We start from the raw sequence: 20,798 nt of genomic DNA on the forward strand, positions 1-20,798 counted from the left end.
GTCGGTCCTCTCTGAGGTCAGTGGTCGATGGCGGCGCACGCGTTGGAGGCGTGCTGGTGGAGGTCGGGGTCGGCGAGCGCGAACACGAGCGCCTCGCCCGCACGTTGGGCGTTCTTCTGGGAGTCGAACGGGAGGGTGCGGAGGGCCGGGTTGGAGTCGGGGTTGGTGAGCCGGGCCACGGTGAGCGCCAGTCCGGTGAGGACGTCGGTGCCGTCGGGGGAACCGGCGAGGGTGACGGTGAGGAGCTGGGTGTCGTCGCGGTTGTGCCGGTCCAGGCAGAGCAGTCGGATCCCGTCGAGGATGAGGTCGATGCCGGGGTGGATGCCTGCCAGGTCGTCGAGGAGGCCGGCGAGGTCGGGGTCGAGTGGGGGTACGGCGTTGCCGTCGGTGGAGGGGAACGGGCCGGACATCAGGCGTCGTCCTCGTCTGCGTACGGGTCGGCGATCTCCCCGAACACGTCGTCCAGTGCCTGGACCGCCGTCATCAGGTCGACCTCGCGGTGGTCCATGACCGTGCGGTTCATCTCCCGCGGGTCCAAGCCCGTGAACAGGTCGGTCAGGTCCCCGGCCAGGTCACCGTGCTTGTCGGCGAACGCGTCCCGGTCCGTCTGCGAGTTGGCGTTCAGCGCGTCCCAGTCCACGTCCGCGAGCGCGTCGAGCGTGCGCCGCAGTCGGGGCTGGCCGTCGCGGGTGATACGGGCCAGCGTCTCCCGGTCCGGAACCGCCTCCGTGGCGGTGGTGAGCGCTTCCAACTCGGTCGCGGTCAGGTCGACGCTGTGGCAGTCGCCGGTCCAGTCCGCGCCACGCAGGTCGATGGGGGCGATGTTGATGCGGGCGATGGGCTGTTCGCCGGCCGGGCGGTCCGCCGACAGGCGGGCGATCGCCTCGGCCAGGGCGCGGATGGCTTCGCTGCGGTCCATCACGCCACCGCCTTCAGGACGCGGTCCGAGCCGGTCCACACAGTGCCGACCGGGAACGGCTCGGCGCCCGGGCGGAGCGTGTCGATGACGATGACCGCGAACTGAGCGGAACGCCGCTTCAGGATCCGGCGGGCCTCGGACGGGTTGGTGATGACGTCGAGGACGCGGAACGCGCCGTCGGTGTTGTCGTAGACGACACCGGGCTTACGCGGGCCGATCTGCTCGGCGACCACGCGGCGCAGGTTTTCGTCGGCCTGTCCGGTGGTGGTGTCGGTGATCGCCATCAGACGTTCACCGCCAGCAAGGTCCGAGCATCGTCAGCGAGCTGCTTGGCCGGCACCTTCAGGTTGAGGGCCTCGATCGTGTCGGCCGGAACACCGGTCAGCGCGGTGAACAGCGTGTCGACGTCCTGAAGGATCGCCGAGTAGGTGTCATCGACGGCCTTCTCCGCGTCGCGCGCGGCCTGGCGGCGGGCCCTCAAGTTGAGCGCGCCGTCCCACGCGGCGGCCTTGGCGGCCTGCTCGGCCTTGGCGTGCAGCTCGGTCAGGTTGTACACCGGCCGAGCCAGAAGCCGCATGACCTGAAGGAGTCGGACGCCCTCGATCGTGGCGTCTGCGCGGAGCGGGTTGGACAGCCAGCGCGCCAGAGTGGCAGCGAGCTGGTCGATGGGCGCAGAAGCAGCGGCGGACACCTGGTGGACGTTGTCGCCGGGGTGTGCTGCCCCGGACGGGCTTGCCATGAGAAGCTTCATGACGGTTCTGCCTCCTGATTGAGCAGGTAGGGCGGTTCCAAGTCCTTTGCGGTGTTGCGAGCACCGCTTCGGACACGCGACCCCGGTTCGGCGAAAGCTGCCCCGGGGTCGTGCTGTATCTCCAGTAGACCACTGATATAGACTTGGGTCAACATCATGGGGCAAGATGAAGAGGTACCGCAGAAGACCGAGGAAGGGAGGCCGCCAGAAATGGTGACGCTCGCCGAGATCGCAAGACGCGTTGATCTCAGCAAGCAGCGGGTCCAGCAACTCGCTCACCGCGACCCGGACTTCCCGGTCCCCAAGGAGGAGTGGCAGAAGGTCGGCCGCTACTACTTCCTCCCTTGGGAGCCGGTGAAGGCGTACTTCGAAGCCCGACAGCCCGAGCACGGCGTGCACTTCGCGAAGCGAGCCGAGCGCCGACGGGAGGAAGGCGACGAGGGGACCCACGGTGAGAGCTCCAAGGAGTCGTGATCAGTTCTGACTCCATGCCAGCACCGCTCAAGGCCAGCGGAGTTGCTCCCACTGTTGGCAATGAGCCCGGACGGGAATTGCCAACAGACAATCAGCGCGAACAGGGCAGGAAGCCCTCCCAGCGACACACGAGAGGAGGAAGACTCCAGGCATGACGACCTTCCCGGAACTGCTCCGTGAGTGGCGGATGGCAGCCCACATGTCCCTCGCGGACCTGGCGCAGCTCGTCCGCTACGACCGAACGTCGCTCCACAATTTCGAGACAGGCCGCCGGCCGACCCCGTTGTCTGTGGCGGAGGCCGCGGATGAGGCGACGGGAGCGAACGGTGCGCTGGTCGAGCAGTGGCACCGGGAGGACCAGGCCCGTCAGAAGGCCGCTGCCGAGCACCGGGTGCGGGCGGCCGCCCTCGCCATGTCCCGGGACCTGACCGCGCTGGCGGATTTGGACATAGCGGAGCTCCAGGATGGTGTCGCCGCGACCGCGGTGGACTACCTGGGTACTCCCCCGGGCCCGATGATGGACCGCGCCCACACGCTGCGTGCGGAGGCTCACGAGCGGCTCCGGTCCGGGCATCACCGTCCGGCGGACCGGTCGGACCTGTACGTGGCTGCTGGACGGTTGTCTGGGGTGCTGGCGTACGCGCTGCTCGACATGGGCGACGCGGACGAAGCCCTCGCGCACGCCACCGCGGCGGGCCAGTGCGCGGAATGCGCTGGCGACGCGGAGCTGGCGGCGTGGGTTGCCGGGACGAAGTCGCTGATCGCCCGGTTCCAGGGCGATTACGGGCGTGCGCTGGAGTACGTGCGTGACGGCTACCAGTGGGTCGGTCACGGGCAGGGAACCGGGGAAGCGCGGCTGCGCTGTGGTGAGGCGCAGTGCCTGGCCAACCTGGGGGACTCGAGGGCGGCGAACGCCGCGTTGGACGGCGCCGAGCAGGCCCGGGACCGCATGCGGCGCCCGGACACCCTCGCCGGTCTGTTCGGTTTCTCGCAGGCCAAGCAGTCCTACTACGCCGGGTCTTCGCTGATCTGGTTGCAGGGCGGGCACGACGCCGAGCGGGCGGCCCGGGAGGCTGTCGCGGCGATCGAGCTGTGGGAGGCGGGGCCAGCCGATGAGCGGTCGCTGGACGATGAGCGGCTGGCGCACATCTACCTGGCCACAGCCCGGGTACAACTCGACGACGTCGAGGGTGCGGCCGAAGCCATCCGGCCCGTGCTGTCGTTGCCCGTGGAGGAACAGATTTCGTGGATCGTGAAGCGAGCGGACCGGCTCGCGGGAATGCTCTCTGCTCCCCGGTATGCCGGGAACGCGACAGCTTCGGAGACCGTCGAGGCGATCAACGCCTTGGCGGCGTGAGAGGGGGATCAGCATGCAGTTTGTGACATTCCAGGACACCGAGCGCCCATACCCGATCACTGTCGGGATCCCGGAGCCGCACGAAGTCGCCCGGCGGCGTGACTGGCAGGAATCGGACTGGGATAAGCGGTTCCGTCCTCTCACTTCGGAGCAGGAGCGGCGGTTCGAGGTGCGTCTGCGCGCCATGCGCAAGGCTCACGAGAACGAGCGCAAGTCGCGAAGCGAGCCGAGGACACCGCACACGTACCTGGTGGGTGCAGAGGGCTCACCGCTGGTGAAGATCGGCTACACGAGCGGCACGCCGTTGAAGCGGCTGGCCTCTCTTCAGACTGGCCAGCCCATGACGCTGTCGCTGCTGTGGTCCGTTCCCGTCGACATCGAGGACGACCTGCACGAGCGGTTCGCTTCGTACCGGGTGCGTGGCGAGTGGTTCGACCTGACCCCACTGGGCGACGCCGTCGAGGTCGTCCAATCCGCCGCGCAGCAGATGCAGCTTTCCGAGACTCCGTGACGATGTGGAGGTCATGATGCGATCACCGCCCTGAACAGCAGAAACGGCCGAACGGTGGGTTAGACCGTCGACCGTTTCTACGCCGGCGTACTGCGAATACGCGACGGCGATGACCAACCAACCCATGCAAGGAAGGCAGTCGTGAGCGACTCTACTTGTTGGCGATGCTCTCGCGCTGCCTGCGGTCCTGCAGACCCGTGGAGAAGCGCATTGAAAGAGCCTGATCCGAGAACCCTGATCGCCATCCCACCCGTGGTCACCTTCGCCACCGGGGCCGCCCTACTGGTCCGCCTCGGCATCGCGAAGAACATGACCAGGGAAGGCGTGCGGCGTCTCTCCAAGCACCCCGAGTGGCCGTTCGGCCCGGACCGCCCGCACCCGTACTGGGACCTGGCGAACGCGGACGTGATGGAGACGAAACCGTTCCTCGAGTTCTTCAAGGAGCACCCGATCGTCGGCCGCGGTCCTGACAGGGAGCCCCGACAACGCAAGCAGCCATGAACGCGACCGGGCCTGGGATCGCAGCCTCAGCGCCCCGACGCAGAACGGCCGGCAAGAGGCGCAGCACCTCTCCCGGCCGTCCAGGCAAGTCACAGCGGGTTGCACCCCGCTGGTTCTTCGAGTCCCACCAACTGAAAGAAGGTCCTCAGCGATGAGGGTACCCTCGCTGATCCGGGTTACCGCAAGTAGCCCCGTCACGATCCTCCACACGGCTCAGGTGGTCGCGTGAGCCTGCTTCCCATCCTGTGGGCGCTGAAGACAGCCCCGGTCGTCGACGCCGAGGAGCGGGCCATCATGGTGACGCTCGCAGAAAGCGCCTGGTCAGACGGCACTGACGCGTTTCCGTCGAAGAAGACGATCGCCGAGATCGCGAAGATCGACCCGAAGACCGTGCAGCGGCGTCTGAAGACGTTGACGGCGCGAGGCCTGATCTCGAAGGGCAACCAGAACGCGGCTGCGTACATCCCGGAGCACTTCCGGCCGCAGGTGTACGACCTGATGATCCCGTACTCGTGGTTCCCGGACATCGATCAGGTGAACGCGGAGCGCAAGGCGAAGGGGAAGCGTCCACTGACGCCGGAGGAACGGCCCGACCTGGCGGAGGCCCCATCGCGGAAAGCGCGTGCGGACAAGGGGAAGCCCCGGAAGAAGCCTCAGAGCGAGGAGGGGACTACAAGTCCCCAGGGGGAGGACTCTCAGTCCCCCGGTCAAACCGGGCAGGAGGGGGGGACTACAAGTCCAGGGGGAGGGGACTACAAGTCCCACACCGGGGGACTGCAAGACCCCCAACCCTCCCCTACTAACCCACCCCGGAACACTCCCCGTCCTTCCGTCCCCGACAACCTGGCGGCGGACCAGGACGGAGGGACGGACGGGCGAGAGGTCCCCAATCAGGTACGGAGGAATCCGGGCGTCGACCTGTTGTCGTCGATCGGCGCCGAGAAGCCGGAGTTCCTTTTGACTGGAAAGACGCTCCAGGACCAGGGACTGGCTGTGGCTGGCATGCTGATGGAGGGGTGGACGCCGGACCAGCTACGGCAGGTGATCGCTGGAAGGCCGTTGCCAGATCAGATCCACACGACGGTGGGGGCGGTCGTGTCCAGCCGGCTCCGCCAGGCGCTCACCGGACCCGTGCCGGACACCGTGCGGTCTGCTGCGCATGCGCCATCGATGTCAGTGGGTGTCGATACGCTGCCGCGACCGACCGTCATCCCCATGCAGAACTGCGACCGCTGCGACCGCGGCTTCCGTGCGCCCGAGCGCGGCCTGTGCCGCTCTTGCCGAGAGGAAGTGGACGCGTGACCGGGCTACTTCCCAAGGGCCGATTGCCTGACGGCCAGACCGCCCTGTACCGCTTTTACGCGGCGGATGGAAAATTGCTGTACGTCGGGATCACTCAGGATCTGGAGACCCGTTGGAAGTCGCACCAGCGGGACAAGATCTGGTGGATCGACGTGGCTCGCAAGGAGTACGTGATCCTCAAGAACCGGTCCGCGGCTGACCAGGTTGAGCGCACGGCGATACGTACCGAGCATCCTCGGTACGACCGGACCAGGCCAGGGCATACGACGGCTGCTGGCGAGCTCCTCTACAAGAGGCCTCTGAATGACCCTTACCAGGAGGGCATCGTTGCGCGGGCAGAACGTGCAATCAAGGCCGACCTAGAGTCCGACCGCATTCCCAGCTGGTCGCTCTTGCCCACGGAATCAGTCCTGGCCGAGCAGCACAGGACGTCCAGGGCTGCTGTCGATCACGCGCTGTCGAGACTCTCTGCGGATGGCTTGCTGGTCGCCGTCAAGCACCAGTACGTGAATGCGCCACGCGCGGGATTCCCGCAAGTCTCAGCGTTCCAGCATGGCCCTCACTACGTGTTGGCGGCGCACCACTTCGGGCAGGAGTCCTTCACTGCTGACGATCTTGCACCGTATGTGCCTCATTCCCGCACGATGGTGTTGCAGAACTTATCGCGCCTCTGCAAGCACGGGCTCGCTCGTTGCGTAGCACGGAAGCCAGTCGGCCGATACGTGCTGACTGAGATGCCCGAACCCGACCCTGTTCGTCTGGAGCCGGCCACGCGCCAAGACGTTGCCCAGATGGAGGAGTGGCTGGTTGGGCAAATCAACGCGGACCAGAAGGCAGAGACAGATCCTCAGACGTTGAGTCGGCTGGAGCGCGATCGTTGGGTCGTAGAGGCGTGCACCGATGAGATCGTGGGCTTTATCGGACATAGAAGTTCGGAGGTCCTTGCCGAGATGGCCTACTTCTATGCTCAGCGTCCTGGTTACCAGGATGTCTGGAAGCCGCAGCGTCTCGGAGGGCCGAAAAAGCCAACCCGGTGATTCCCGCTCTCGGCGCTCCTGAACGTTCGGCCCGGAGCCCGGCGAAGGGCCCCAGGAGCACGCGGCCTGGGGGCCTCTGGATCTACCCTGCCCGGGCATGCTCCGGGCAACCGTGCGGCGCCCCTGGGTCTTCGGGCCGGGGGCGCTATGGTGTCGGCGGCTAACCGGGCTGCGCCGCCTGGGGGTTGCCTCCGCGGGGAGCGAGAAGGGCGGCAGCGTGGCCTGAGAGCACACGTGGACCACTTCTCGTCGAAGGGGAATGCCAAGGCGGTCGGCACGCGCATGCGGGCCGTTGCGGAACTCAGAGTCCGGGCTGTCGCTGCGCGGTGACGGTTCGGGCGCGCGTACAGGACCCCGAGAGGCAGCGTCTTCTCGGGGTCTTCTGTCTGCCACGCGTCGGCGTATGCGGGGAACGGCCAGCCGGGAGCGCGGCACGATGCAGGTATGGACGATGAGGAGTTCGACAAGCGGTTCGAGGCGCCTCGTGAAGTCCGGGAGCTTCGTCGGGCCTATCTGGTCTGGACTGTGGCGGAGCTCCGGAAGGCGATGAAGGACCTTCCCGACGACACCTTGATCAGCGCACGCCTGGCGAGCCGTCCAACGGCACTGCCCGATCAGACCTAACGGTGTGAGGGCCCCAGGAGCACGCGGCCTGGGGCCCTCACGATCTACCTGCCCGGGCGTGCTCCGGTCAACCGTGCGCGGCGCTCGTGGACTTCGGCCCAGGCAAGCGCCGACGGAACGGAACCGCGCCCCGCTGAAAGACTTCCCCATACGTCCCGTGAAAGGACCAGCACCGAATGACCATCAGCGAGAGGCAGGCAGCCGAGCATGCCGGCCTGTGGAAGGCCGACCGGGGCCAGGCCCCGCACTACACCGCCAAGGGCTTCCTCGGCACCGGGTGGACGTGTATCGCCTGCCCGCTGGACGGCTGCGACTGGCACCACGACGACCCGGTGGACCGGCCTACCGCGCCCGAGGAGCTGGAGGCGATGGTGCGTGAGCACCTTGAGGGCCACAGCGCGGTGGACTTCCTGCGCTCTCTCCAGGCGGCGCGGGACGCCATCGTTGCTACCCGGGAGTCGAACAACCGGGCCTGGGACGTCGTCAACCTTCACCGGCTGCGCGCCATCAAGCGGGGCGAGCACCCGACCATGGATCCGGTGGCGCAGATGCTGTCCGCAGCCCTCGTGGGTACTGCGGAGCACGATGACGTACGGCGGGAACTGACGGAGACCAGCGAGGGCGTTGCTGGGGCGCAGGGAATCGCGTCCGTCCCCGCAGCAGAGAGGACGACGTGATGGGAACGCAGATACAGGCGTCCGAACACGGCAGCGAGAGTGACCTGTTCTCCGCACTGGAAGCCGCCATGGACGGCAACCTCAGCCTCAGCAAGCGACGCGACCTGCTGAACGCCTACACGAAGGCCGTTGAGGACCGCGCCGGATCAGAAGCCCACCTTGCCAGTCTCCGCGACCGAGCTGAAGCGTGTGAGGCCGGGAAGTGCGTGCACGCGGTCGCCGCCAACAAGGCCGAGTCCGACGCTGGGATGGTGCGGAACTCGCTGGTGAACGCTGTGGAGTACCTGGACGACCGGGACGGCCTGAACGGCACGCAAGTGGCCAGGCTGCGCAGCATGCTCGACCGTGCGCTCGGCTGACGCTGCAAACCGTCGCCTGTACAGGGAACGGCCGGCCGGAAGCGCGGGACGATGAGGCCATGCCACAGGACCCCGCCTTCCCGTCCGTATACGAGTACGCCCTGGCCCGGCGCTGCACCCATTGCCGCGCGGAGCCCGGCTTGCCCTGCAACGCCCCAAGGAAGCACGGCGACATCGCCAGCAGGAACCGGATTCGGGCCCAGGTCGGACAGCCGCCGATGGAGATCAACCCGCTTGCCCTGCTGCACATCGTGCGCGTCAACGCCGGGAGCCGGCACCAGGACCGGGATATCGCTGCCGCGCCGTGGCCGGAGGATCGGGAGCCCGGGCGCCGGTACGACACACTGGGCTGACGCTCAGTCGGCCCTGTAGCCGAGCTGGGGGCCCTCGAGAGCGCGCGGTTCTGGAGCCTTCGGACCTACACTTCCCGTATAGGCATTGCATCGCCATGCTGATACGGGTTACGGTGGTTTCACCGCGCAGGGGCAGCCCTCCAAGACTGTTGGTCCCCTGCGCGGTTCCAAACCCCGAGCCTCCCAAGGAAGGTCGGTGCCCGAAGTCTGGCCCGACCAGCCCCATCGACCTTCCCGAGGTGACTCGAATGACCGGAACCGCTGGCTACAACGGCCAGATCCCGACCGACCCCACCCAGCTTGTCGTACTACTGCTCGCCGCAGCGGCCGTCATCGGCCGGCTGAGCCCCGAACAAGTCGACACCGTCAAAGCAGTCCTCGCACTCCCGGGCGGGTACGTGGCCCCCGGAGAGACCCCTCGGGCCGCCGCCGCACGAGAGCTCCAGGAGGAGACCGGCATCAGCGTCGCCCCTGAAGACCTGACCCAGATCGGCGTCTTCGGCCAGCCCGGCCGTGACCCGCGTGGCCACTTCGTCACAACGGCTTACAAGGTGAAGGTGCCGAGCGGCACCACAGCTCGGGCCGGGGACGACGCTGCGGCCGTGCGCTGGGTGCCTCTCACCGCTCCTGGCGACCTGGCGTTCGACCACAGCGAGATCGTCCGCGCTGCCCGGGTCCACAACAGCAGTCCCTGACAGACCGCCGCTTTTGAACTCCGGAAAGGAACCAGCAATGCGAGTCAACAAGTACACGTTCGAACTGAGCACCGGAAAGACCCTCCGCGTCGTGGGGACGACCAACGAGAAGGCCGCGCGACGGCTCGCAGAGAAGGAGGTGGAGAAGCCGAGGCACGCCGGAGCGAAGGTCGGGAACCTCAAGGAGATCGAACGTGGCCGCTGGGGGTAACAGCCCGCCTCAGCTCGCCCCGCACGACCATAGACACCGCCCCGGCCCGAGAGGATCCCCATGACCGACTACCCGTACCTCCCCGCCGACTGCCGCAACAGCCGCTGCACCCACGACCCCGACCGCTGCCTGCGCTACCGCTCCCGCCGCTGCCTGTCCGGCGAATGCACCCACGCCCGCCAGAACCTGCTCTGCGCCGTGAACTACCCGTCCCCCTCCAGCCACCGCGGTGGTACTGCCTGATGCCCGCGAACCCGATGGGCTGCCGATGGTGCGGCATAGACCAGCGCGGCCATGCCCGGCAGTGGAAAGCCCCGGTCGGCTGGCACAAGTGGGAGCAGCCAACCCAGCAGCAGATCAAGGAGCGGATGCTGGCCCGTAGCGCGGCCAGCTCCCCAGGCCCGCCCTCTGCCTGAGCTCCTGGACCGCGCCCGACCGTCTCCCCCACCGGCGGTCGGGCTTCGTCGTGTCCGCCCCGTCTGTCAGACCCTGATGGAAGGATGGCTCGTATGCCCGCCCGTACCTCGAAGGCGCTTCAAGCCTGGAACGACCTGAACGACCGCCAGCAGGGCACCCTCACCGTCATCTACGACCTCGACCAGGCCGCCGAGGCTGGCCGCCGGATCGGTGCGGCCCGCGGCGAGTACGACAACCGGCCCGCGGACGCCTGGCGCAGCATCGACTTCGCTCACGAACCCGCCCTGCGCCGCATCTTCGGCTGGACCCTCCTCCAGGAGCGTCTGATGGGGCGCGGTTGGGACAACCAGGGCAACGGCTCCACCATGGCCGCCCTCGAGCGCCGCGGACTGGTCACACGGGACGGCCGGCCCACCCAGTGGGGATGTATGCGCACGGTGCGTCTGACGCGGGAGGGGCGTGCCGCCGCCCGTGCCGGCACCAGTCTCGCCCCCGGCGGCCCCCGGAAGGCTGCCCTCGGTCACCGGTCCTGGGAAGTCCTCGCTCTGCTGTGGTCCGCGCACCTGCGCGGGGAGCCCCTGAAGTGGGGGTACTCGACGACGATCGAGCGCGCGCTGATCGACAAACACGTCCCGCCCCTGGCCCGCTTCCTGCCCACCGGCGGGTACGAGATCACCGACCGGGGCCGCGACTTCTACCGCGAACACCATGCCGCCCACGTAGCCGCACACCCCACCGTCCGAGCACCCCACCCCGACGGCACCGACGCCGAACCGTGGCCGCCAGCTGCGGATAAACTCCTCGCCGAGCACCGGCAGTTCTACTGCGGCCTGCTCAAGGCGTGGAAGGACGCCTGCACCGCCCAGCAGGGCGCCGAGCAGGAAGCAGCTGCCCAACTACCAAAGATGCCGGGCGCCCTCCCGGCCGCCGTCGTCGCCCAGGCCGAGGCGCGGCACAAGCTGTGGTGCGAGACCGCCCAGCAGCGGGCCGACCTCGCCGCCAGGCACGCCGAAGACCTCCGCACCCGAGCCGAACACGCGGCACGGGCCTACGCCGTCGCAGCCCTCGCCGCCTTCGGAGCGGCCGTCATCCAGGGGAACCCGCTCGACAGCATGGCCCCGCCCACTCCTGAGCCCGACACCTGGGACGAACCTGCCCTGTCCGCGCCCACCGCGACCGGCATCAACGCCATCGACGCCGAGGCGACCAAACTGCACGCCGCCGCAGTGGGCAGGCCAGTGAAGCGGCGCGGCCCCGCGCCCACACGGCGCACCCGGCGCGGAAACGTCCGCGTCACCGAGAAGCCGCCGACTGAGCCCGGGGCCGCCCTGTACGCGCTCGCCGAGCATCTCCGCGAACACGTCCAAGGCGGTGCGCTCCTACGCCGCCTTCACCCGTCAGGCTGACCCGCCGCACCTACGCCGCGTTCCCCTGTCCGGCCTCCCGCGGATCCCCCACCGGCCGAGTCAGCCCATCGTCTACGGCCGCACGCCGGCCCGGCTCCGTCTCGTCCAGCTCCCAGTGGTGCCGGCACTCCTCACACCGCACCCCGTCCACGACCTCGTCCTCCCCGTTCGGGCAGTCCGTGCCGTCCCCACGCCCCACACACGCTTGCCTGGTAGCCCCCATGGAGTCGACCGTGCGACGGCCTACGCGGGGCGGGGAGGGTGCTTGCGGGGGCGCACAGACGCTCACCCCCGTCACCGGGCACGATTCCGCCCCAGCAGACCCGGCAGGTCACGGCCAGGGCGGGGCGCTACCGCTTGGCGTCGGGGTCCTGGTCGGCGGTCGGGAGCTCGTTGTGGCCCTCCGACCAGTCGTTGACCCACCCGCAAAGGCAGGCGTACCGCCCGTTCACCCCGGACACTTCGGTGCCGCACTCCCGGCACCCGATCGTCGTGATCTCCTGCGCATCGAGGAACCGTGCCTGGGCAGCCATCTTGGCCGCGTCGCGGGAAGTCTGGTCGGTCGTCACGTTCGGCACCCTACCGCCGGGGCCGGCGCTACCCCAGAGATCGGCCCGCACTGCGGGCACGACCACGACCCGCCCGGACCCTGCTGCGCCTGACCCCCACACCTCGGACAGTTCATCGCCCCGCACCCCCAGCGTTGTCGGCAGAAGACCAGACTGCCCCCGGCCGGGCCGGACCGGGAAGGGCGCGCACGGCCGAACGCTCCCACTCCCCGGCACGCGGAAATCCACCGCCCTGCCCGTAGCCGCTGCAACACTCTGCGCAAGCCGACAACGCACAAGGAGACCCCCCGTCGTGGACCTCAACCGCACACCCGCGCAGATCGCCAACGCGGCCGCCGACGAAATCCGCACCCTGAACCACCGCACCATCGACCGGAAGGCCTTCGAGCAGCCCGGGGACGTAGCCGCCACTGTTGAAGCCCTGACTCGGCTCGTTCAGGGACTGCCGCAGTCCCTACAGCAGTTGGAGGCCGGACTGAACAAGCTGCACGACGATCAGCGGATCCGCCTCGACGACCTGCCGCCCGAGGCTGTGTCCCAGCAGGAGATGCGCCGCCGTGTAGTCACGGTCACCAGTGCGCTCCAGGAAGCCCGAGTGACCTTGTCCCGACTGGACCACCAACTCAAGTGGGCTGTCGCCCCGCTGTCGCACATGGGCGGCCTCTGGGAGGGCGACGAGGACGAGTAATCAGGGGCGTTCCAGGCGGGGGAAGCCGGGCGTAGATCCGGGTCAGGATGAGCGTGCTCCCAGCAGAGGAGCCGTAAGCGCCCCCACGACCCGTTATCCGTTTTACGGTGAGGGGAAGTGCTGGAGCAGCCCCGCGGGTTCATGCCGCGGGGCTGTTTCGCGTCCGGGCGCCGTTCGGGCTGGGGGAAGGTGCGGGCCGGCCGGTGGGAGTGTGGGGGTGCTCCTGGAGGGGAGTCGGGCAGGCCCCCGGGACCGGAACCCTGGGGGCACTGCTCGGGACCCCTAAACCCATTTCGGCATTGCATCGCCATGCCTATACGGGTAGTCTGGAGCCCTTAGGTCGACACGCCCCATGGAGGATCCCCGTGACCGACTTCCAGGACGCCCTCAACGCCGTCACCGCCGAACTCACCCCCCACCCCTGGGACTGGTGGACGACCGACGGCACCCGCCTCCGCGTCATTCCCGAGGGCCTGCGCCAAGACCCCGGTGACGGGGTCGTCGAGATCCAGATCTGCGAGGCCGCCCACGTCCAGGTGACGCCGGACGGCCCCGAGTACCCGGTGCGCACCGCCGAGGCGCCCGGCCTGATCGACGCCCTCACCAACCGCACCGAGTGGACCACATCGGGCGGCTTCGGCGAAGGCCTCACCGTCAGGCCCGAGGGCGACGGGATGCGGCTCGCGTACACCGTCTGGGCCCACGACACGACGGGCCAGGGCGCTGACGTGGACCGCACGGTCTTGGTACCGGAGGAGCAGCGGCTGCCGCTCGCGTCTGCGCTGCGCCGCGCCCTGGACGTCGCCCGCGGCTGGGAGTCCTGACCATGCCCGACAAGCCCTGCTGCAAGAACGAGACCTGCTCGTACTGCCAGGCCGCGAAGCAGTGGATCGCCTGGCGCCAGGACGGCGACCAAGCCCACCGCCGGCCAGGACGGTCCGAAGGCGTCCCCGTTGCCCGCGTCAACGGCATCCACTACGTCGTCAAGCCGTACAACCGGACCGACCCGCCCCAGTACCTCGGCTTCGGCGGCACCCAGTTCACGTTCCGGTTCCACGACGGCCGTGAGATCACCTCAAACGACGTCATGTGCCAGGGCGAAATCCCCGACCGCTTCCGCGACCGGCTCCCCGACAACGCCGTCATCGTGCCCCAGCAGCCCGTACGGACCAAGGTGCCGTTCAGCGAGACGGAAGGACTTGAGGCGTGACGATGACCTTCCCTCTGCCCGCCCCCACCGAGGGCGAGCTGGTCTCCTGGATCGCCGAGCACCTCGGGGACCCGATCCGGGACGACGACCACGCCGTCACCCAACTCCTCGACGCCTTCGACTTCGCCACCCGCGGCAGCATGGCCCGCAACAGCCGCGGCCAGATCAAGACCGCGCTGTGGGACACCGAACCGTGGCCGGACACGCCGCCGTTCACATCGAACAGCCCCATCCAGGCCGCCGCGAACCTGCTGAAGGCATTCACCATCACCCGCAAGCCCGCGACCGCGGCCCTCGCCCTCGTCGACCTGCCGATGCCCGTGATCGTGTCCCGGCACCAGTGCCCGTTCTGTCGCCGCTTCACCCGAGCCGACCCGTCAGCCGTCACCCGCCACATGGGGTCGTGCTGGCTGAACCCGGGCCTGCGCTGCTGCAAGACCTGCCGCCACCACCAGGACGGCAGCTACCCCGAAGACGAAGAGTCCTGCACCCACCCCGACGGGCCCGAGCCCGGGGACTACTCGTTCCCCGTCCTCAACTGCCCGCTCTGGGCACCGAAGGAGACGTGACCATTGAACAGCAGCGGAGGATTCACCGGGATCAGCCTGGCGGGCCGCTGGGAATGCGGCGCCTGCGGCGCCACCGGCGACGGCTGGTACGACGAGGACGACGGGCTCGTCCTGCACGACGAGAACGAGCAGCCCTTCGATCCCGCCGAGCACGTATGCGGGGAGGCGTGACCGTGCCCGAGACCGACCTCACCGACGTGCAGAAGGCGTACAACGTCGCCCAGTACGAGATGTTCCAGCTCGCCGCCTACGGCCACCACCGCTACCACCCCAGCGGCGAATGCCTCACCGACGAAGGAAAGCGGCAGGCACGGGACTACAACGACCGCCTCCTCAAAACCCGCACCGACCTCGAAGCCGGTCTCCTGCGCCTGATCGCCGAGCACGCCGAGACGTACTTCACCGACTGGGCCCCGGTCGCCGCCTGGTTGCGGTTCCTCGCCGACGACCCGGGCGAACTGTCCATGCTTGCGCTGCGGCCCGACGAGCGGGACGACGAGACGTACGACGACTGGCGCGCCGAGAGCATGACCGCCCGACTCGCAGAAGCCCAGGGCACCGCCAAGCCGCCGCTTCCCGCCCGCCTGCTGGACCACTGGCCCCGCATCCCCATCGACACCACGGACGACGGCGACTTCTACCGGCTCAACCGGATCGCCGGCCACGCCGCCACCGGATGGGCCCTCGGCCCGAACGGCACGTACGCCCAGAACCGCACCCTCGCCGACACCGTCGACGGCGCCGTCCGCGAAGCCCTCCTGCACCTCCTGGAACTCGGCCTCATCGACATCGACAGCGACCGCATGCACGCCGCCCCCGGATGGCCCACGCACCGCGAAAGGAAGACCACGTGACCGGACAGCTCGTCCAGGCCTGGACCGACATCGCCCCCAAGGACGCCAAGGACCTGGACCTCACCCGGGACCTGCACATCAGCGCCCCGCTCAACGAGAACGGCGAACGCTGCCCCTGGCCGTGGGAGCCCCAGCAACTCGTCGGCGCCCCGATCGGCCAGTTCCACTGCTCGTACTGCGGCGCCATGGTCATGGCCGGTATCCCGCACCCCGACTACGCCCCCGACGACCGCGTCCTCACCCCCGAGAACCTGACCAGCGTCTACGAGTGGTGCGACCCGTCCAAGCTGCGCCACGAGAACGTCAACGGCCGCCTGGAGTGCGTGGGCCTGACCGTCATCATCGGCGACCAGCGCGTCCCGGCCCGGTTCGGGGACACCATCCGCAAGGACGAGGACGGCATGTTCATCGTGATCCCGGCCAGTGAAGGGACCACCACGTGACCCCGCTCGTCATCGTCCTGATCGCCGGCTTCGCCCTCCACACCGCCGTCGGCTTCATCACCCGCACCCCCGAAGACGACCCGACCTCGCTCCACTGGCAGGCCCTGCACGCCTTCCTCATCGGCCTGGGCACCACCGCCGTCTGCGTAGCGGTCGCCGCCTGCTACTTCCTCGCCACCGCCATGCGGCTCCCGTTCTGGCCTCTGCTGCTTACCGCCGACCTCATCACCACCGGGCTGAAGCTGCGCCTGCACCTCATCCGGCAGCGCCAACGGAACGCGGTGAAGGCCCAGTTCGACCGCGCATCCCTCGGGGAGGGCGTGTGAGCCCCGACGACCGCGACGGCCTGCTCCGCTACGACCAGCTCGCCGCCCGCGTCTACGAAGAGCGGCGCATGCCCACCGGCACCCGGGACCTCATCCTGGCCCTTGGCTGGGTCACCCTGCGCGATCCGCGCCGCCACGACCCGGCCGCCCCCACCGTGTGGGAGCGGGCTCGGGACGCGATGAACGCGGACTGGAGGCGGATGTGGACACTCATCGCCGAGGACGCCCCACGCTACGAGCACGACTGGGAAGCAGGCCCACGCGGCTGCCAGGCACCCATGGTGCGCGCCAAGCGCCTGTGCGGGCGAGACACGACGTACGGCTTCGGCGAATTCGACCCGGCCACCGGGTGGATGACCTACTGGCATTTCTGCAACCGGCCACGCTGCCGCGAGTACATGCGGACCATTGAGGCTCGAGCGAAGGGCAGCAAGGACCGGGCCCCGGACCCGATCCCCAATGTCGGCGGCCTGCTGCCGCTGTTCTTCTCCTGGAACTGGGAAGCGAAGTACCGCAAGGCCATGGAGCTGATCAAGCACCAGTCGTCGTGGGAGCCGCCGTCATACGGCTTGTCCGCCGACGAGTGGCCCGAGGTGCCCGGTCAGGAGAAGCCGAAGGCTTTCCCGAAGCTGCGGCTGATCGCCTCCGACGGGGAGATCGTCACCCCGGACGGTCCCAAGTTGGTGGCGGTGAAGGGATGACCGTGCCCCTGACGGACCAGCAACTGAACGAAGCCGAATCCGTCGCCGCTGACTACGCCAAAGGACACTTCCATCTGCGCTCACTCTGCGGGCCTGCTTGCGCCATGGCCGCAGCGATACCGCAGATGGCTGAAGAGATCCGGCGCCTCCGCAGCTGCGCCGAGAGCAAGGAGATCTGACCGTGGGAGCAGCACTGCACCTGGCGCACGTCCAGCAGGCCCCCGTGAAGAAGCGGCGGCCGAAGCGCACCGGTGGCGGCAACGGCAACAGGTTCGCTGAGATCGCCCACCGCATCTACCAAGACGACCGCGCCGACACCCGGGCCCGCACCCTCCTCCTCGCCTCCGCCCACGCCGTAACCATGGCACCGCTGGACGAGGAAACCACCGTGTGGCGGGCCATCTGCAACGCCATCGGTTCCTCCATCACCGGCTGGGACGGCCTCCGCGCCGAGATCAGGCACGACCTGCCCCGCTACATGCCGCCCGGATCCCGATGGTGGAGCGACCCGCTGGACCAACTCTGCCGAGGCCCCCGCGTTCGCATGCACCCCGACGGCCCGGACGACTTCCGGAACAAGCTGAAGATCTGCGGGGAGAAGACCCGCGACAAGGTCGTGGAGAAGGACCCGATCACGGGCTGGCACACGAACCACTTCTTCTGCACCCGGCACCGTGACCACCTTCAGCGGGTCTCCGCACAGGTAGCCGAGCAGAACGCGGCCGCGCCCCCGCCAGTGCCGAACAGCGGCGGTCTGCTGCCGTCATACTTCGACTGCGACTGGGTGTGGATGTACCGGTGGGCCACCCGCAATCAGTCGTGGGAGCCCCCAGAGATGTACGGCCTGCGTGCGGACGACTGGCCCGTGCCCGGCAAGGACCCGGTTCCGCAGCGTGCCCGGCTGCGCCTGGTGATCGGCGACGGTGGCCTGGAGGATGGCCCGCATGCCGATTGAGCACGCCGCCCACCAACAGCGCCTCCGTACAGCCATCGACTACGCCTTCCACGGCCACCAGGCCGTCGCCCTCGACGAGCTCGCGCACATCACCCGCCGCGGGCCGGACGCCACGTTCCGGCTGTGGCAGGCCCTCGCCGAGACCGCCATCTACCCGCTCCGGCACCGACCGGCCGGCGGCGACCTGTACGGGCTCGAGGTGTTCAGCGCCTACCGCGGCACCGACCTCGGCAACGCGCCGGCACCCGTGCGGACGGCGCTCAGGTTCCTGATGGCGCAGGCCATCCACAGCCGCGACACGCTCGAAGCGTTGTTCCGGGCGGCCCAGGGCGCCGACGACGCCACGGTGATGGACGAGGTGCTGGGCCTGCTCCTCGATGCGGCCGCGGAGTCTGCCCGGGCTCAGATGGCCCGGGGGACGTTCGGGAGCGGCCGGTGACCGATCCGACGGTGCATGCCCGCCTGGACGCGTTACAGGCCAGCCTGGCCGCCCCGACACCGCGCCCGCTCAAGGGCCAGCAGTCCATCTCGGTAGGCACGATCGGCGACCACGCCTATCAGGGCCCCGGACCGTGCCGGGACGAGTTCTTCGGCATCCCGTGTGGGGCGCACCGCGACGAACACCAGCTCACCGACGACGACCAGCCGTGACAGCTCAGGCCGCCGTCTCGTTCGCCCCCGCAGGCCCTGCCGTGGGGGCGCTGTCGTCCACCCGCCGGTCCGGGGACAACGCCCACTTGTACGTCAGCTCCGGCAACGACGCCGCACCGAACAGCCCCTTCAGGGCGGCCACCTCGTCCGACACCGTGCGCAGGCTGATCCCGAGCCGGCTGGCCGTGACCCTCTGCTCTGTCCCCACCGCCAGGTCCCGCAGGATCTCCCGCTGACGGGGCGACGTCCGCACCCCCTCCACCGCAGACACCGTGTCCACACCCTGCTGGCCGCGGCCGCGAACCTCGCCGTGCCACGGGTGAGCGCGCCGCCACACGTCATCGAACACCGCCACGATGAACCCGACCATGGCCCGGTCGGTGATCTGCCACGCCGCATGCTCCGGCGCACCCTCCACCACATGATTCGACACGAACGCCACCTTCCGGTCGACGACGATGCCGCGCTCGAACGGGCCCACGAGAGTGCGATGGAAGGCCCCTAAGCCGGTCATGGTGCGCACGTACTCCGCGGTGACGGCGGCGTCCCGGACGGTATCCCGGTACAAGGTCCGCTTCGACACCCCACGGGCCAGGGCCGCCTGGTCACGGGCGAGCGAACGATTCAGCTGATCCTGGTTCCTGGGCCCGCTCGGCTGCGCAACCAGGATCTCCTCCCGCGCTCCACCGACCACGTCATCGAGGCGGGCGTTGACGGTGGCGGCGTCGTCGATGAACTCCGAGCCGCCGCCGGCCCGCCACTGCGCCCGCTCGTACAGCTCCGACAGCTTCTCCGACATGTCGGGGATGGCCTTCAACCGGGCGACGCGCGCTTCGGCTTCCTCAAGTTCGGCGCGTACGCGGCGCCGTGCGGCCCGGTCAGGGTCCAACGCCACGGGGACGTGGGGCCGGTCGGGGTGGAAGGTGACGAACCCCCACACGGCGAGTTTCTCAACCTCGGGAGCATTCGGATCCCCACGGTACTCGCCGGACGCGATCAGCCCGTACACGCGGATTTCCGCAGCGTTCAAAAACTCGCCGAACACGTCCCGAATATTCGTGGCCAAAGCTTAGTTTCCCCCGTCAACAACCCACAGACCCTTTGCGTGTTTCCGCAATGCGCACACACGCACCAGACAACAGTTGAAAGCCACACCAGCCTACGACAGCCTAGGTGCGGGGCGTCCCCCGACGCTCGTACACCGCATCCTCCCCAAACCCCACCCGCGTCTACTGCCAGAACACGCAAGGGGCCAACAGGGAATCGCAGCAGGATATGGACAACGAGCCCGGGCCAGACGCCCCTTTACTGTTTCCCTCGGCATTCGAACAACAGAAAAGAGGACCACGTGAAAACGATTCGCCGCCTCGCCGCAGCACTCACCCTCGCCGCACTCACAGCCTTCGGCGCGCTCACCGCCCTCGACGGCATCGCCACACCCGCGGACACCACGTGGGGAGCACCCGCCGACAACAACGACACCACCTGGGGCTCACCCACTCCCGACATCCCCGTCTGCTGCCGCGTGTCCGCAGACGCCACTGACGGCACGCCTGTGACCCTGCTGGCCACCGCCCGGGCCTGACCCGCCCCCACGGCACGACGAAGGCCCCCTGCACCAACAGGGGGCCTTCCTTGCGCAGTCCGACGCTCAACCCGAGCCCAACGACCAGAGAAGAACCATCTACCCCCAGGATATCGGGATCTGCGGCGCTTCACGCATGGCCACCCGGGGGAATCCCGGCCCGGATCCACGGCACCGTAGGCCCATGCCGCTCCCCGCCGTCATCCACCGTGCCGAACTCCCCATCGACGACCACCCCCACGGCATCGACCTCACCGGAGACCTCCTCGGCGCCGCCGTCCGCCGGCCCGGCGCCGTGGACGTCTGGTACTGGGCCCGCCGCGACCAGACCGTGCCCCACATGCGGCGGAGCTTCCAGATCGTCGCCACCGGCCAGCCCGTCCCGCCCCACCTCGGCACGCACCACGCGACCGCGGTGACGGGTGACGGGATGCTGGTGTGGCACGTCCTCGAGAACCACTGCCCCCACCCCGACGTGATCGAGGTACGGATGATGGAAGACCCCGCGCACCGGGTGCCGGGCATCTGCGACTTCTGCCACGTGGACCTGATCGGCGACGGCCAAGGCGAGTGGACTCCGCGGTAACTGGGTTCCGGCTGGCTACCCGCGTGAATCCCGGCGTCCGGGCGGTCTGGCGTGGCAGACTCGTGGT

35 protein-coding genes are annotated in these 20,798 nt (G+C 68.9%); 29 read left to right on the plus strand and 6 right to left on the minus strand.

Translation table 11 applies throughout. The annotated features are described in order from the left end of the window. Positions 1–17: 17 nt before the first annotated feature. The 4 genes from AB0959_RS40160 to AB0959_RS40175 are packed head-to-tail and all read right to left on the minus strand — an operon-like array spanning position 18 to position 1,670. Entirely contained in the window at positions 18–410 is a 393-nt protein-coding gene (locus AB0959_RS40160) for a hypothetical protein (RefSeq protein WP_366831746.1), read from the minus strand. Then, positions 410–919 carry a hypothetical protein gene (locus tag AB0959_RS40165; protein ID WP_366831747.1) on the minus strand — a complete coding sequence of 170 codons (510 nt, stop codon included), beginning with the start codon at positions 917–919 and terminating at the stop codon, positions 410–412. Before AB0959_RS40165 ends, AB0959_RS40160 begins: the two co-directional genes overlap by 1 nt. Next, entirely contained in the window at positions 919–1,203 is a 285-nt protein-coding gene (locus AB0959_RS40170; RefSeq protein WP_366831748.1) for a hypothetical protein, read from the minus strand. The genes AB0959_RS40165 and AB0959_RS40170 overlap by 1 nt, the downstream gene beginning before the upstream one ends. Further along, positions 1,203–1,670, minus strand: a complete 468-nt coding sequence (locus tag AB0959_RS40175) for a hypothetical protein (RefSeq protein ID WP_366831749.1) — start codon at positions 1,668–1,670, stop codon at positions 1,203–1,205. Before AB0959_RS40175 ends, AB0959_RS40170 begins: the two co-directional genes overlap by 1 nt. 210 nt (positions 1,671–1,880) lie before the next feature. On the opposite strand from AB0959_RS40175, the gene AB0959_RS40180 reads away from it, so the two are divergent. From AB0959_RS40180 to AB0959_RS40245, 14 genes are all read left to right on the plus strand, one after another. Beyond that, positions 1,881–2,144 carry a hypothetical protein gene (locus tag AB0959_RS40180; RefSeq protein ID WP_366831750.1) on the plus strand — a complete coding sequence of 88 codons (264 nt, stop codon included), beginning with the start codon at positions 1,881–1,883 and terminating at the stop codon, positions 2,142–2,144. A 151-nt stretch (positions 2,145–2,295) separates the two neighbouring features. Continuing rightward, positions 2,296–3,501 (plus strand): helix-turn-helix transcriptional regulator, encoded by a 1,206-nt coding sequence (locus tag AB0959_RS40185; protein ID WP_366831751.1) that lies wholly within the window; start codon positions 2,296–2,298, stop codon positions 3,499–3,501. 13 nt (positions 3,502–3,514) lie between these two features. Continuing rightward, positions 3,515–4,012, plus strand: a complete 498-nt coding sequence (locus AB0959_RS40190) for a GIY-YIG nuclease family protein (RefSeq protein ID WP_366831752.1) — start codon at positions 3,515–3,517, stop codon at positions 4,010–4,012. A gap of 210 nt (positions 4,013–4,222) precedes the next feature. After that, complete coding sequence (locus AB0959_RS40195; RefSeq protein WP_366831753.1) at positions 4,223–4,513, plus strand: hypothetical protein; 291 nt, start codon at positions 4,223–4,225, stop codon at positions 4,511–4,513. 225 nt (positions 4,514–4,738) lie between these two features. Then, complete coding sequence (locus tag AB0959_RS40200; RefSeq protein ID WP_366831754.1) at positions 4,739–5,815, plus strand: helix-turn-helix domain-containing protein; 1,077 nt, start codon at positions 4,739–4,741, stop codon at positions 5,813–5,815. Further along, positions 5,812–6,852 (plus strand): GntR family transcriptional regulator, encoded by a 1,041-nt coding sequence (locus AB0959_RS40205; protein WP_366831755.1) that lies wholly within the window; start codon positions 5,812–5,814, stop codon positions 6,850–6,852. The genes AB0959_RS40200 and AB0959_RS40205 overlap by 4 nt, the downstream gene beginning before the upstream one ends. Positions 6,853–7,296: 444 nt before the next feature. Further along, entirely contained in the window at positions 7,297–7,476 is a 180-nt protein-coding gene (locus AB0959_RS40210; protein ID WP_366831756.1) for a DUF6225 family protein, read from the plus strand. Between the two features lie 176 nt (positions 7,477–7,652). After that, positions 7,653–8,153 (plus strand): hypothetical protein, encoded by a 501-nt coding sequence (locus AB0959_RS40215; RefSeq protein ID WP_366831757.1) that lies wholly within the window; start codon positions 7,653–7,655, stop codon positions 8,151–8,153. Beyond that, positions 8,153–8,512, plus strand: coding sequence for a hypothetical protein (locus AB0959_RS40220; RefSeq protein ID WP_366831758.1), 360 nt, complete (start codon positions 8,153–8,155; stop codon positions 8,510–8,512). The genes AB0959_RS40215 and AB0959_RS40220 overlap by 1 nt, the downstream gene beginning before the upstream one ends. 59 nt (positions 8,513–8,571) lie before the next feature. After that, positions 8,572–8,865 carry a hypothetical protein gene (locus AB0959_RS40225; RefSeq protein WP_366831759.1) on the plus strand — a complete coding sequence of 98 codons (294 nt, stop codon included), beginning with the start codon at positions 8,572–8,574 and terminating at the stop codon, positions 8,863–8,865. A gap of 248 nt (positions 8,866–9,113) precedes the next feature. Further along, the gene (locus tag AB0959_RS40230) at positions 9,114–9,560 is read left to right on the plus strand and encodes an NUDIX hydrolase (protein WP_366831760.1); all 447 of its coding nucleotides are present in this window, start codon (positions 9,114–9,116) and stop codon (positions 9,558–9,560) included. Positions 9,561–9,597: 37 nt separating this feature from the next. Beyond that, the gene (locus AB0959_RS40235) at positions 9,598–9,771 is read left to right on the plus strand and encodes a hypothetical protein (protein ID WP_366831761.1); all 174 of its coding nucleotides are present in this window, start codon (positions 9,598–9,600) and stop codon (positions 9,769–9,771) included. A 60-nt stretch (positions 9,772–9,831) separates the two neighbouring features. Then, positions 9,832–10,014 carry a hypothetical protein gene (locus tag AB0959_RS40240; protein ID WP_366831762.1) on the plus strand — a complete coding sequence of 61 codons (183 nt, stop codon included), beginning with the start codon at positions 9,832–9,834 and terminating at the stop codon, positions 10,012–10,014. Between the two features lie 266 nt (positions 10,015–10,280). Beyond that, positions 10,281–11,594, plus strand: coding sequence for a hypothetical protein (locus tag AB0959_RS40245; RefSeq protein ID WP_366831763.1), 1,314 nt, complete (start codon positions 10,281–10,283; stop codon positions 11,592–11,594). A 350-nt stretch (positions 11,595–11,944) separates the two neighbouring features. Here the strand turns inward: AB0959_RS40245 and AB0959_RS40250 are convergent, their stop codons facing one another. After that, positions 11,945–12,127, minus strand: a complete 183-nt coding sequence (locus AB0959_RS40250) for a hypothetical protein (RefSeq protein ID WP_366831809.1) — start codon at positions 12,125–12,127, stop codon at positions 11,945–11,947. Between the two features lie 328 nt (positions 12,128–12,455). Here AB0959_RS40250 and AB0959_RS40255 point away from each other — a divergent pair, with 328 nt between their 5' ends. The 13 genes from AB0959_RS40255 to AB0959_RS40315 all read left to right on the plus strand — a co-directional run bounded on the left by AB0959_RS40255 (position 12,456) and on the right by AB0959_RS40315 (position 18,560). Then, positions 12,456–12,851, plus strand: coding sequence for a hypothetical protein (locus AB0959_RS40255; RefSeq protein WP_366831764.1), 396 nt, complete (start codon positions 12,456–12,458; stop codon positions 12,849–12,851). Positions 12,852–13,216: 365 nt separating this feature from the next. Beyond that, positions 13,217–13,675, plus strand: coding sequence for a hypothetical protein (locus tag AB0959_RS40260; protein ID WP_366831765.1), 459 nt, complete (start codon positions 13,217–13,219; stop codon positions 13,673–13,675). Positions 13,676–13,677: 2 nt separating this feature from the next. Then, a complete protein-coding gene (locus tag AB0959_RS40265) occupies positions 13,678–14,061 on the plus strand; it encodes a hypothetical protein (protein ID WP_366831766.1) in 384 nt (127 codons plus the stop codon). Further along, positions 14,058–14,630: a hypothetical protein gene (locus tag AB0959_RS40270; protein ID WP_366831767.1), complete on the plus strand. Its 573-nt coding sequence runs from the start codon at positions 14,058–14,060 to the stop codon at positions 14,628–14,630. Before AB0959_RS40265 ends, AB0959_RS40270 begins: the two co-directional genes overlap by 4 nt. 3 nt (positions 14,631–14,633) lie before the next feature. Further along, positions 14,634–14,801: a hypothetical protein gene (locus AB0959_RS40275; RefSeq protein ID WP_366831768.1), complete on the plus strand. Its 168-nt coding sequence runs from the start codon at positions 14,634–14,636 to the stop codon at positions 14,799–14,801. 2 nt (positions 14,802–14,803) lie between these two features. Next, positions 14,804–15,484, plus strand: coding sequence for a hypothetical protein (locus AB0959_RS40280; protein WP_366831769.1), 681 nt, complete (start codon positions 14,804–14,806; stop codon positions 15,482–15,484). Next, on the plus strand, positions 15,481–15,927 hold the full coding sequence (locus tag AB0959_RS40285) for a hypothetical protein (protein ID WP_366831770.1): 447 nt from the start codon (positions 15,481–15,483) through the stop codon (positions 15,925–15,927). Before AB0959_RS40280 ends, AB0959_RS40285 begins: the two co-directional genes overlap by 4 nt. Further along, a complete protein-coding gene (locus AB0959_RS40290) occupies positions 15,924–16,253 on the plus strand; it encodes a hypothetical protein (protein WP_366831771.1) in 330 nt (109 codons plus the stop codon). The genes AB0959_RS40285 and AB0959_RS40290 overlap by 4 nt, the downstream gene beginning before the upstream one ends. After that, positions 16,250–16,954: a hypothetical protein gene (locus AB0959_RS40295; protein ID WP_366831772.1), complete on the plus strand. Its 705-nt coding sequence runs from the start codon at positions 16,250–16,252 to the stop codon at positions 16,952–16,954. Before AB0959_RS40290 ends, AB0959_RS40295 begins: the two co-directional genes overlap by 4 nt. After that, entirely contained in the window at positions 16,951–17,133 is a 183-nt protein-coding gene (locus tag AB0959_RS40300) for a hypothetical protein (protein ID WP_366831773.1), read from the plus strand. The genes AB0959_RS40295 and AB0959_RS40300 overlap by 4 nt, the downstream gene beginning before the upstream one ends. Positions 17,134–17,135: 2 nt before the next feature. Continuing rightward, on the plus strand, positions 17,136–17,909 hold the full coding sequence (locus AB0959_RS40305) for a hypothetical protein (RefSeq protein WP_366831774.1): 774 nt from the start codon (positions 17,136–17,138) through the stop codon (positions 17,907–17,909). After that, complete coding sequence (locus AB0959_RS40310) at positions 17,899–18,348, plus strand: hypothetical protein (protein WP_366831775.1); 450 nt, start codon at positions 17,899–17,901, stop codon at positions 18,346–18,348. The genes AB0959_RS40305 and AB0959_RS40310 overlap by 11 nt, the downstream gene beginning before the upstream one ends. After that, complete coding sequence (locus tag AB0959_RS40315; protein WP_366831776.1) at positions 18,345–18,560, plus strand: hypothetical protein; 216 nt, start codon at positions 18,345–18,347, stop codon at positions 18,558–18,560. The genes AB0959_RS40310 and AB0959_RS40315 overlap by 4 nt, the downstream gene beginning before the upstream one ends. A gap of 4 nt (positions 18,561–18,564) precedes the next feature. Here AB0959_RS40315 and AB0959_RS40320 read toward each other — a convergent pair whose 3' ends face one another. After that, the gene (locus AB0959_RS40320; RefSeq protein ID WP_366831777.1) at positions 18,565–19,626 is read right to left on the minus strand and encodes a hypothetical protein; all 1,062 of its coding nucleotides are present in this window, start codon (positions 19,624–19,626) and stop codon (positions 18,565–18,567) included. 282 nt (positions 19,627–19,908) lie between these two features. On the opposite strand from AB0959_RS40320, the gene AB0959_RS40325 reads away from it, so the two are divergent. Continuing rightward, positions 19,909–20,145: a hypothetical protein gene (locus tag AB0959_RS40325; RefSeq protein ID WP_366831778.1), complete on the plus strand. Its 237-nt coding sequence runs from the start codon at positions 19,909–19,911 to the stop codon at positions 20,143–20,145. 184 nt (positions 20,146–20,329) lie between these two features. Continuing rightward, positions 20,330–20,731, plus strand: coding sequence for a hypothetical protein (locus AB0959_RS40330; protein WP_366831779.1), 402 nt, complete (start codon positions 20,330–20,332; stop codon positions 20,729–20,731). Positions 20,732–20,798 lie beyond the last annotated feature (67 nt).

It is taken from the genome of Streptomyces sp. NPDC046862 (genome assembly GCF_040704615.1).
In the GTDB taxonomy this organism is placed as follows: domain Bacteria; phylum Actinomycetota; class Actinomycetes; order Streptomycetales; family Streptomycetaceae; genus Streptomyces.

Coding starts and splice junctions, on each gene's coding strand:
- AB0959_RS40160 (WP_366831746.1), bottom strand. CDS start 410: ATGTCCGGCCCGTTCCCCTCCACCGACGGCAACGCCGTACCCCCACTC.
- AB0959_RS40165 (WP_366831747.1), bottom strand. CDS start 919: ATGGACCGCAGCGAAGCCATCCGCGCCCTGGCCGAGGCGATCGCCCGC.
- AB0959_RS40170 (WP_366831748.1), bottom strand. CDS start 1,203: ATGGCGATCACCGACACCACCACCGGACAGGCCGACGAAAACCTGCGC.
- AB0959_RS40175 (WP_366831749.1), bottom strand. CDS start 1,670: ATGAAGCTTCTCATGGCAAGCCCGTCCGGGGCAGCACACCCCGGCGAC.
- AB0959_RS40180 (WP_366831750.1), top strand. CDS start 1,881: ATGGTGACGCTCGCCGAGATCGCAAGACGCGTTGATCTCAGCAAGCAG.
- AB0959_RS40185 (WP_366831751.1), top strand. CDS start 2,296: ATGACGACCTTCCCGGAACTGCTCCGTGAGTGGCGGATGGCAGCCCAC.
- AB0959_RS40190 (WP_366831752.1), top strand. CDS start 3,515: ATGCAGTTTGTGACATTCCAGGACACCGAGCGCCCATACCCGATCACT.
- AB0959_RS40210 (WP_366831756.1), top strand. CDS start 7,297: ATGGACGATGAGGAGTTCGACAAGCGGTTCGAGGCGCCTCGTGAAGTC.
- AB0959_RS40215 (WP_366831757.1), top strand. CDS start 7,653: ATGACCATCAGCGAGAGGCAGGCAGCCGAGCATGCCGGCCTGTGGAAG.
- AB0959_RS40220 (WP_366831758.1), top strand. CDS start 8,153: ATGGGAACGCAGATACAGGCGTCCGAACACGGCAGCGAGAGTGACCTG.
- AB0959_RS40225 (WP_366831759.1), top strand. CDS start 8,572: ATGCCACAGGACCCCGCCTTCCCGTCCGTATACGAGTACGCCCTGGCC.
- AB0959_RS40230 (WP_366831760.1), top strand. CDS start 9,114: ATGACCGGAACCGCTGGCTACAACGGCCAGATCCCGACCGACCCCACC.
- AB0959_RS40235 (WP_366831761.1), top strand. CDS start 9,598: ATGCGAGTCAACAAGTACACGTTCGAACTGAGCACCGGAAAGACCCTC.
- AB0959_RS40240 (WP_366831762.1), top strand. CDS start 9,832: ATGACCGACTACCCGTACCTCCCCGCCGACTGCCGCAACAGCCGCTGC.
- AB0959_RS40245 (WP_366831763.1), top strand. CDS start 10,281: ATGCCCGCCCGTACCTCGAAGGCGCTTCAAGCCTGGAACGACCTGAAC.
- AB0959_RS40250 (WP_366831809.1), bottom strand. CDS start 12,127: ATGGCTGCCCAGGCACGGTTCCTCGATGCGCAGGAGATCACGACGATC.
- AB0959_RS40265 (WP_366831766.1), top strand. CDS start 13,678: ATGCCCGACAAGCCCTGCTGCAAGAACGAGACCTGCTCGTACTGCCAG.
- AB0959_RS40300 (WP_366831773.1), top strand. CDS start 16,951: ATGACCGTGCCCCTGACGGACCAGCAACTGAACGAAGCCGAATCCGTC.
- AB0959_RS40310 (WP_366831775.1), top strand. CDS start 17,899: ATGCCGATTGAGCACGCCGCCCACCAACAGCGCCTCCGTACAGCCATC.
- AB0959_RS40330 (WP_366831779.1), top strand. CDS start 20,330: ATGCCGCTCCCCGCCGTCATCCACCGTGCCGAACTCCCCATCGACGAC.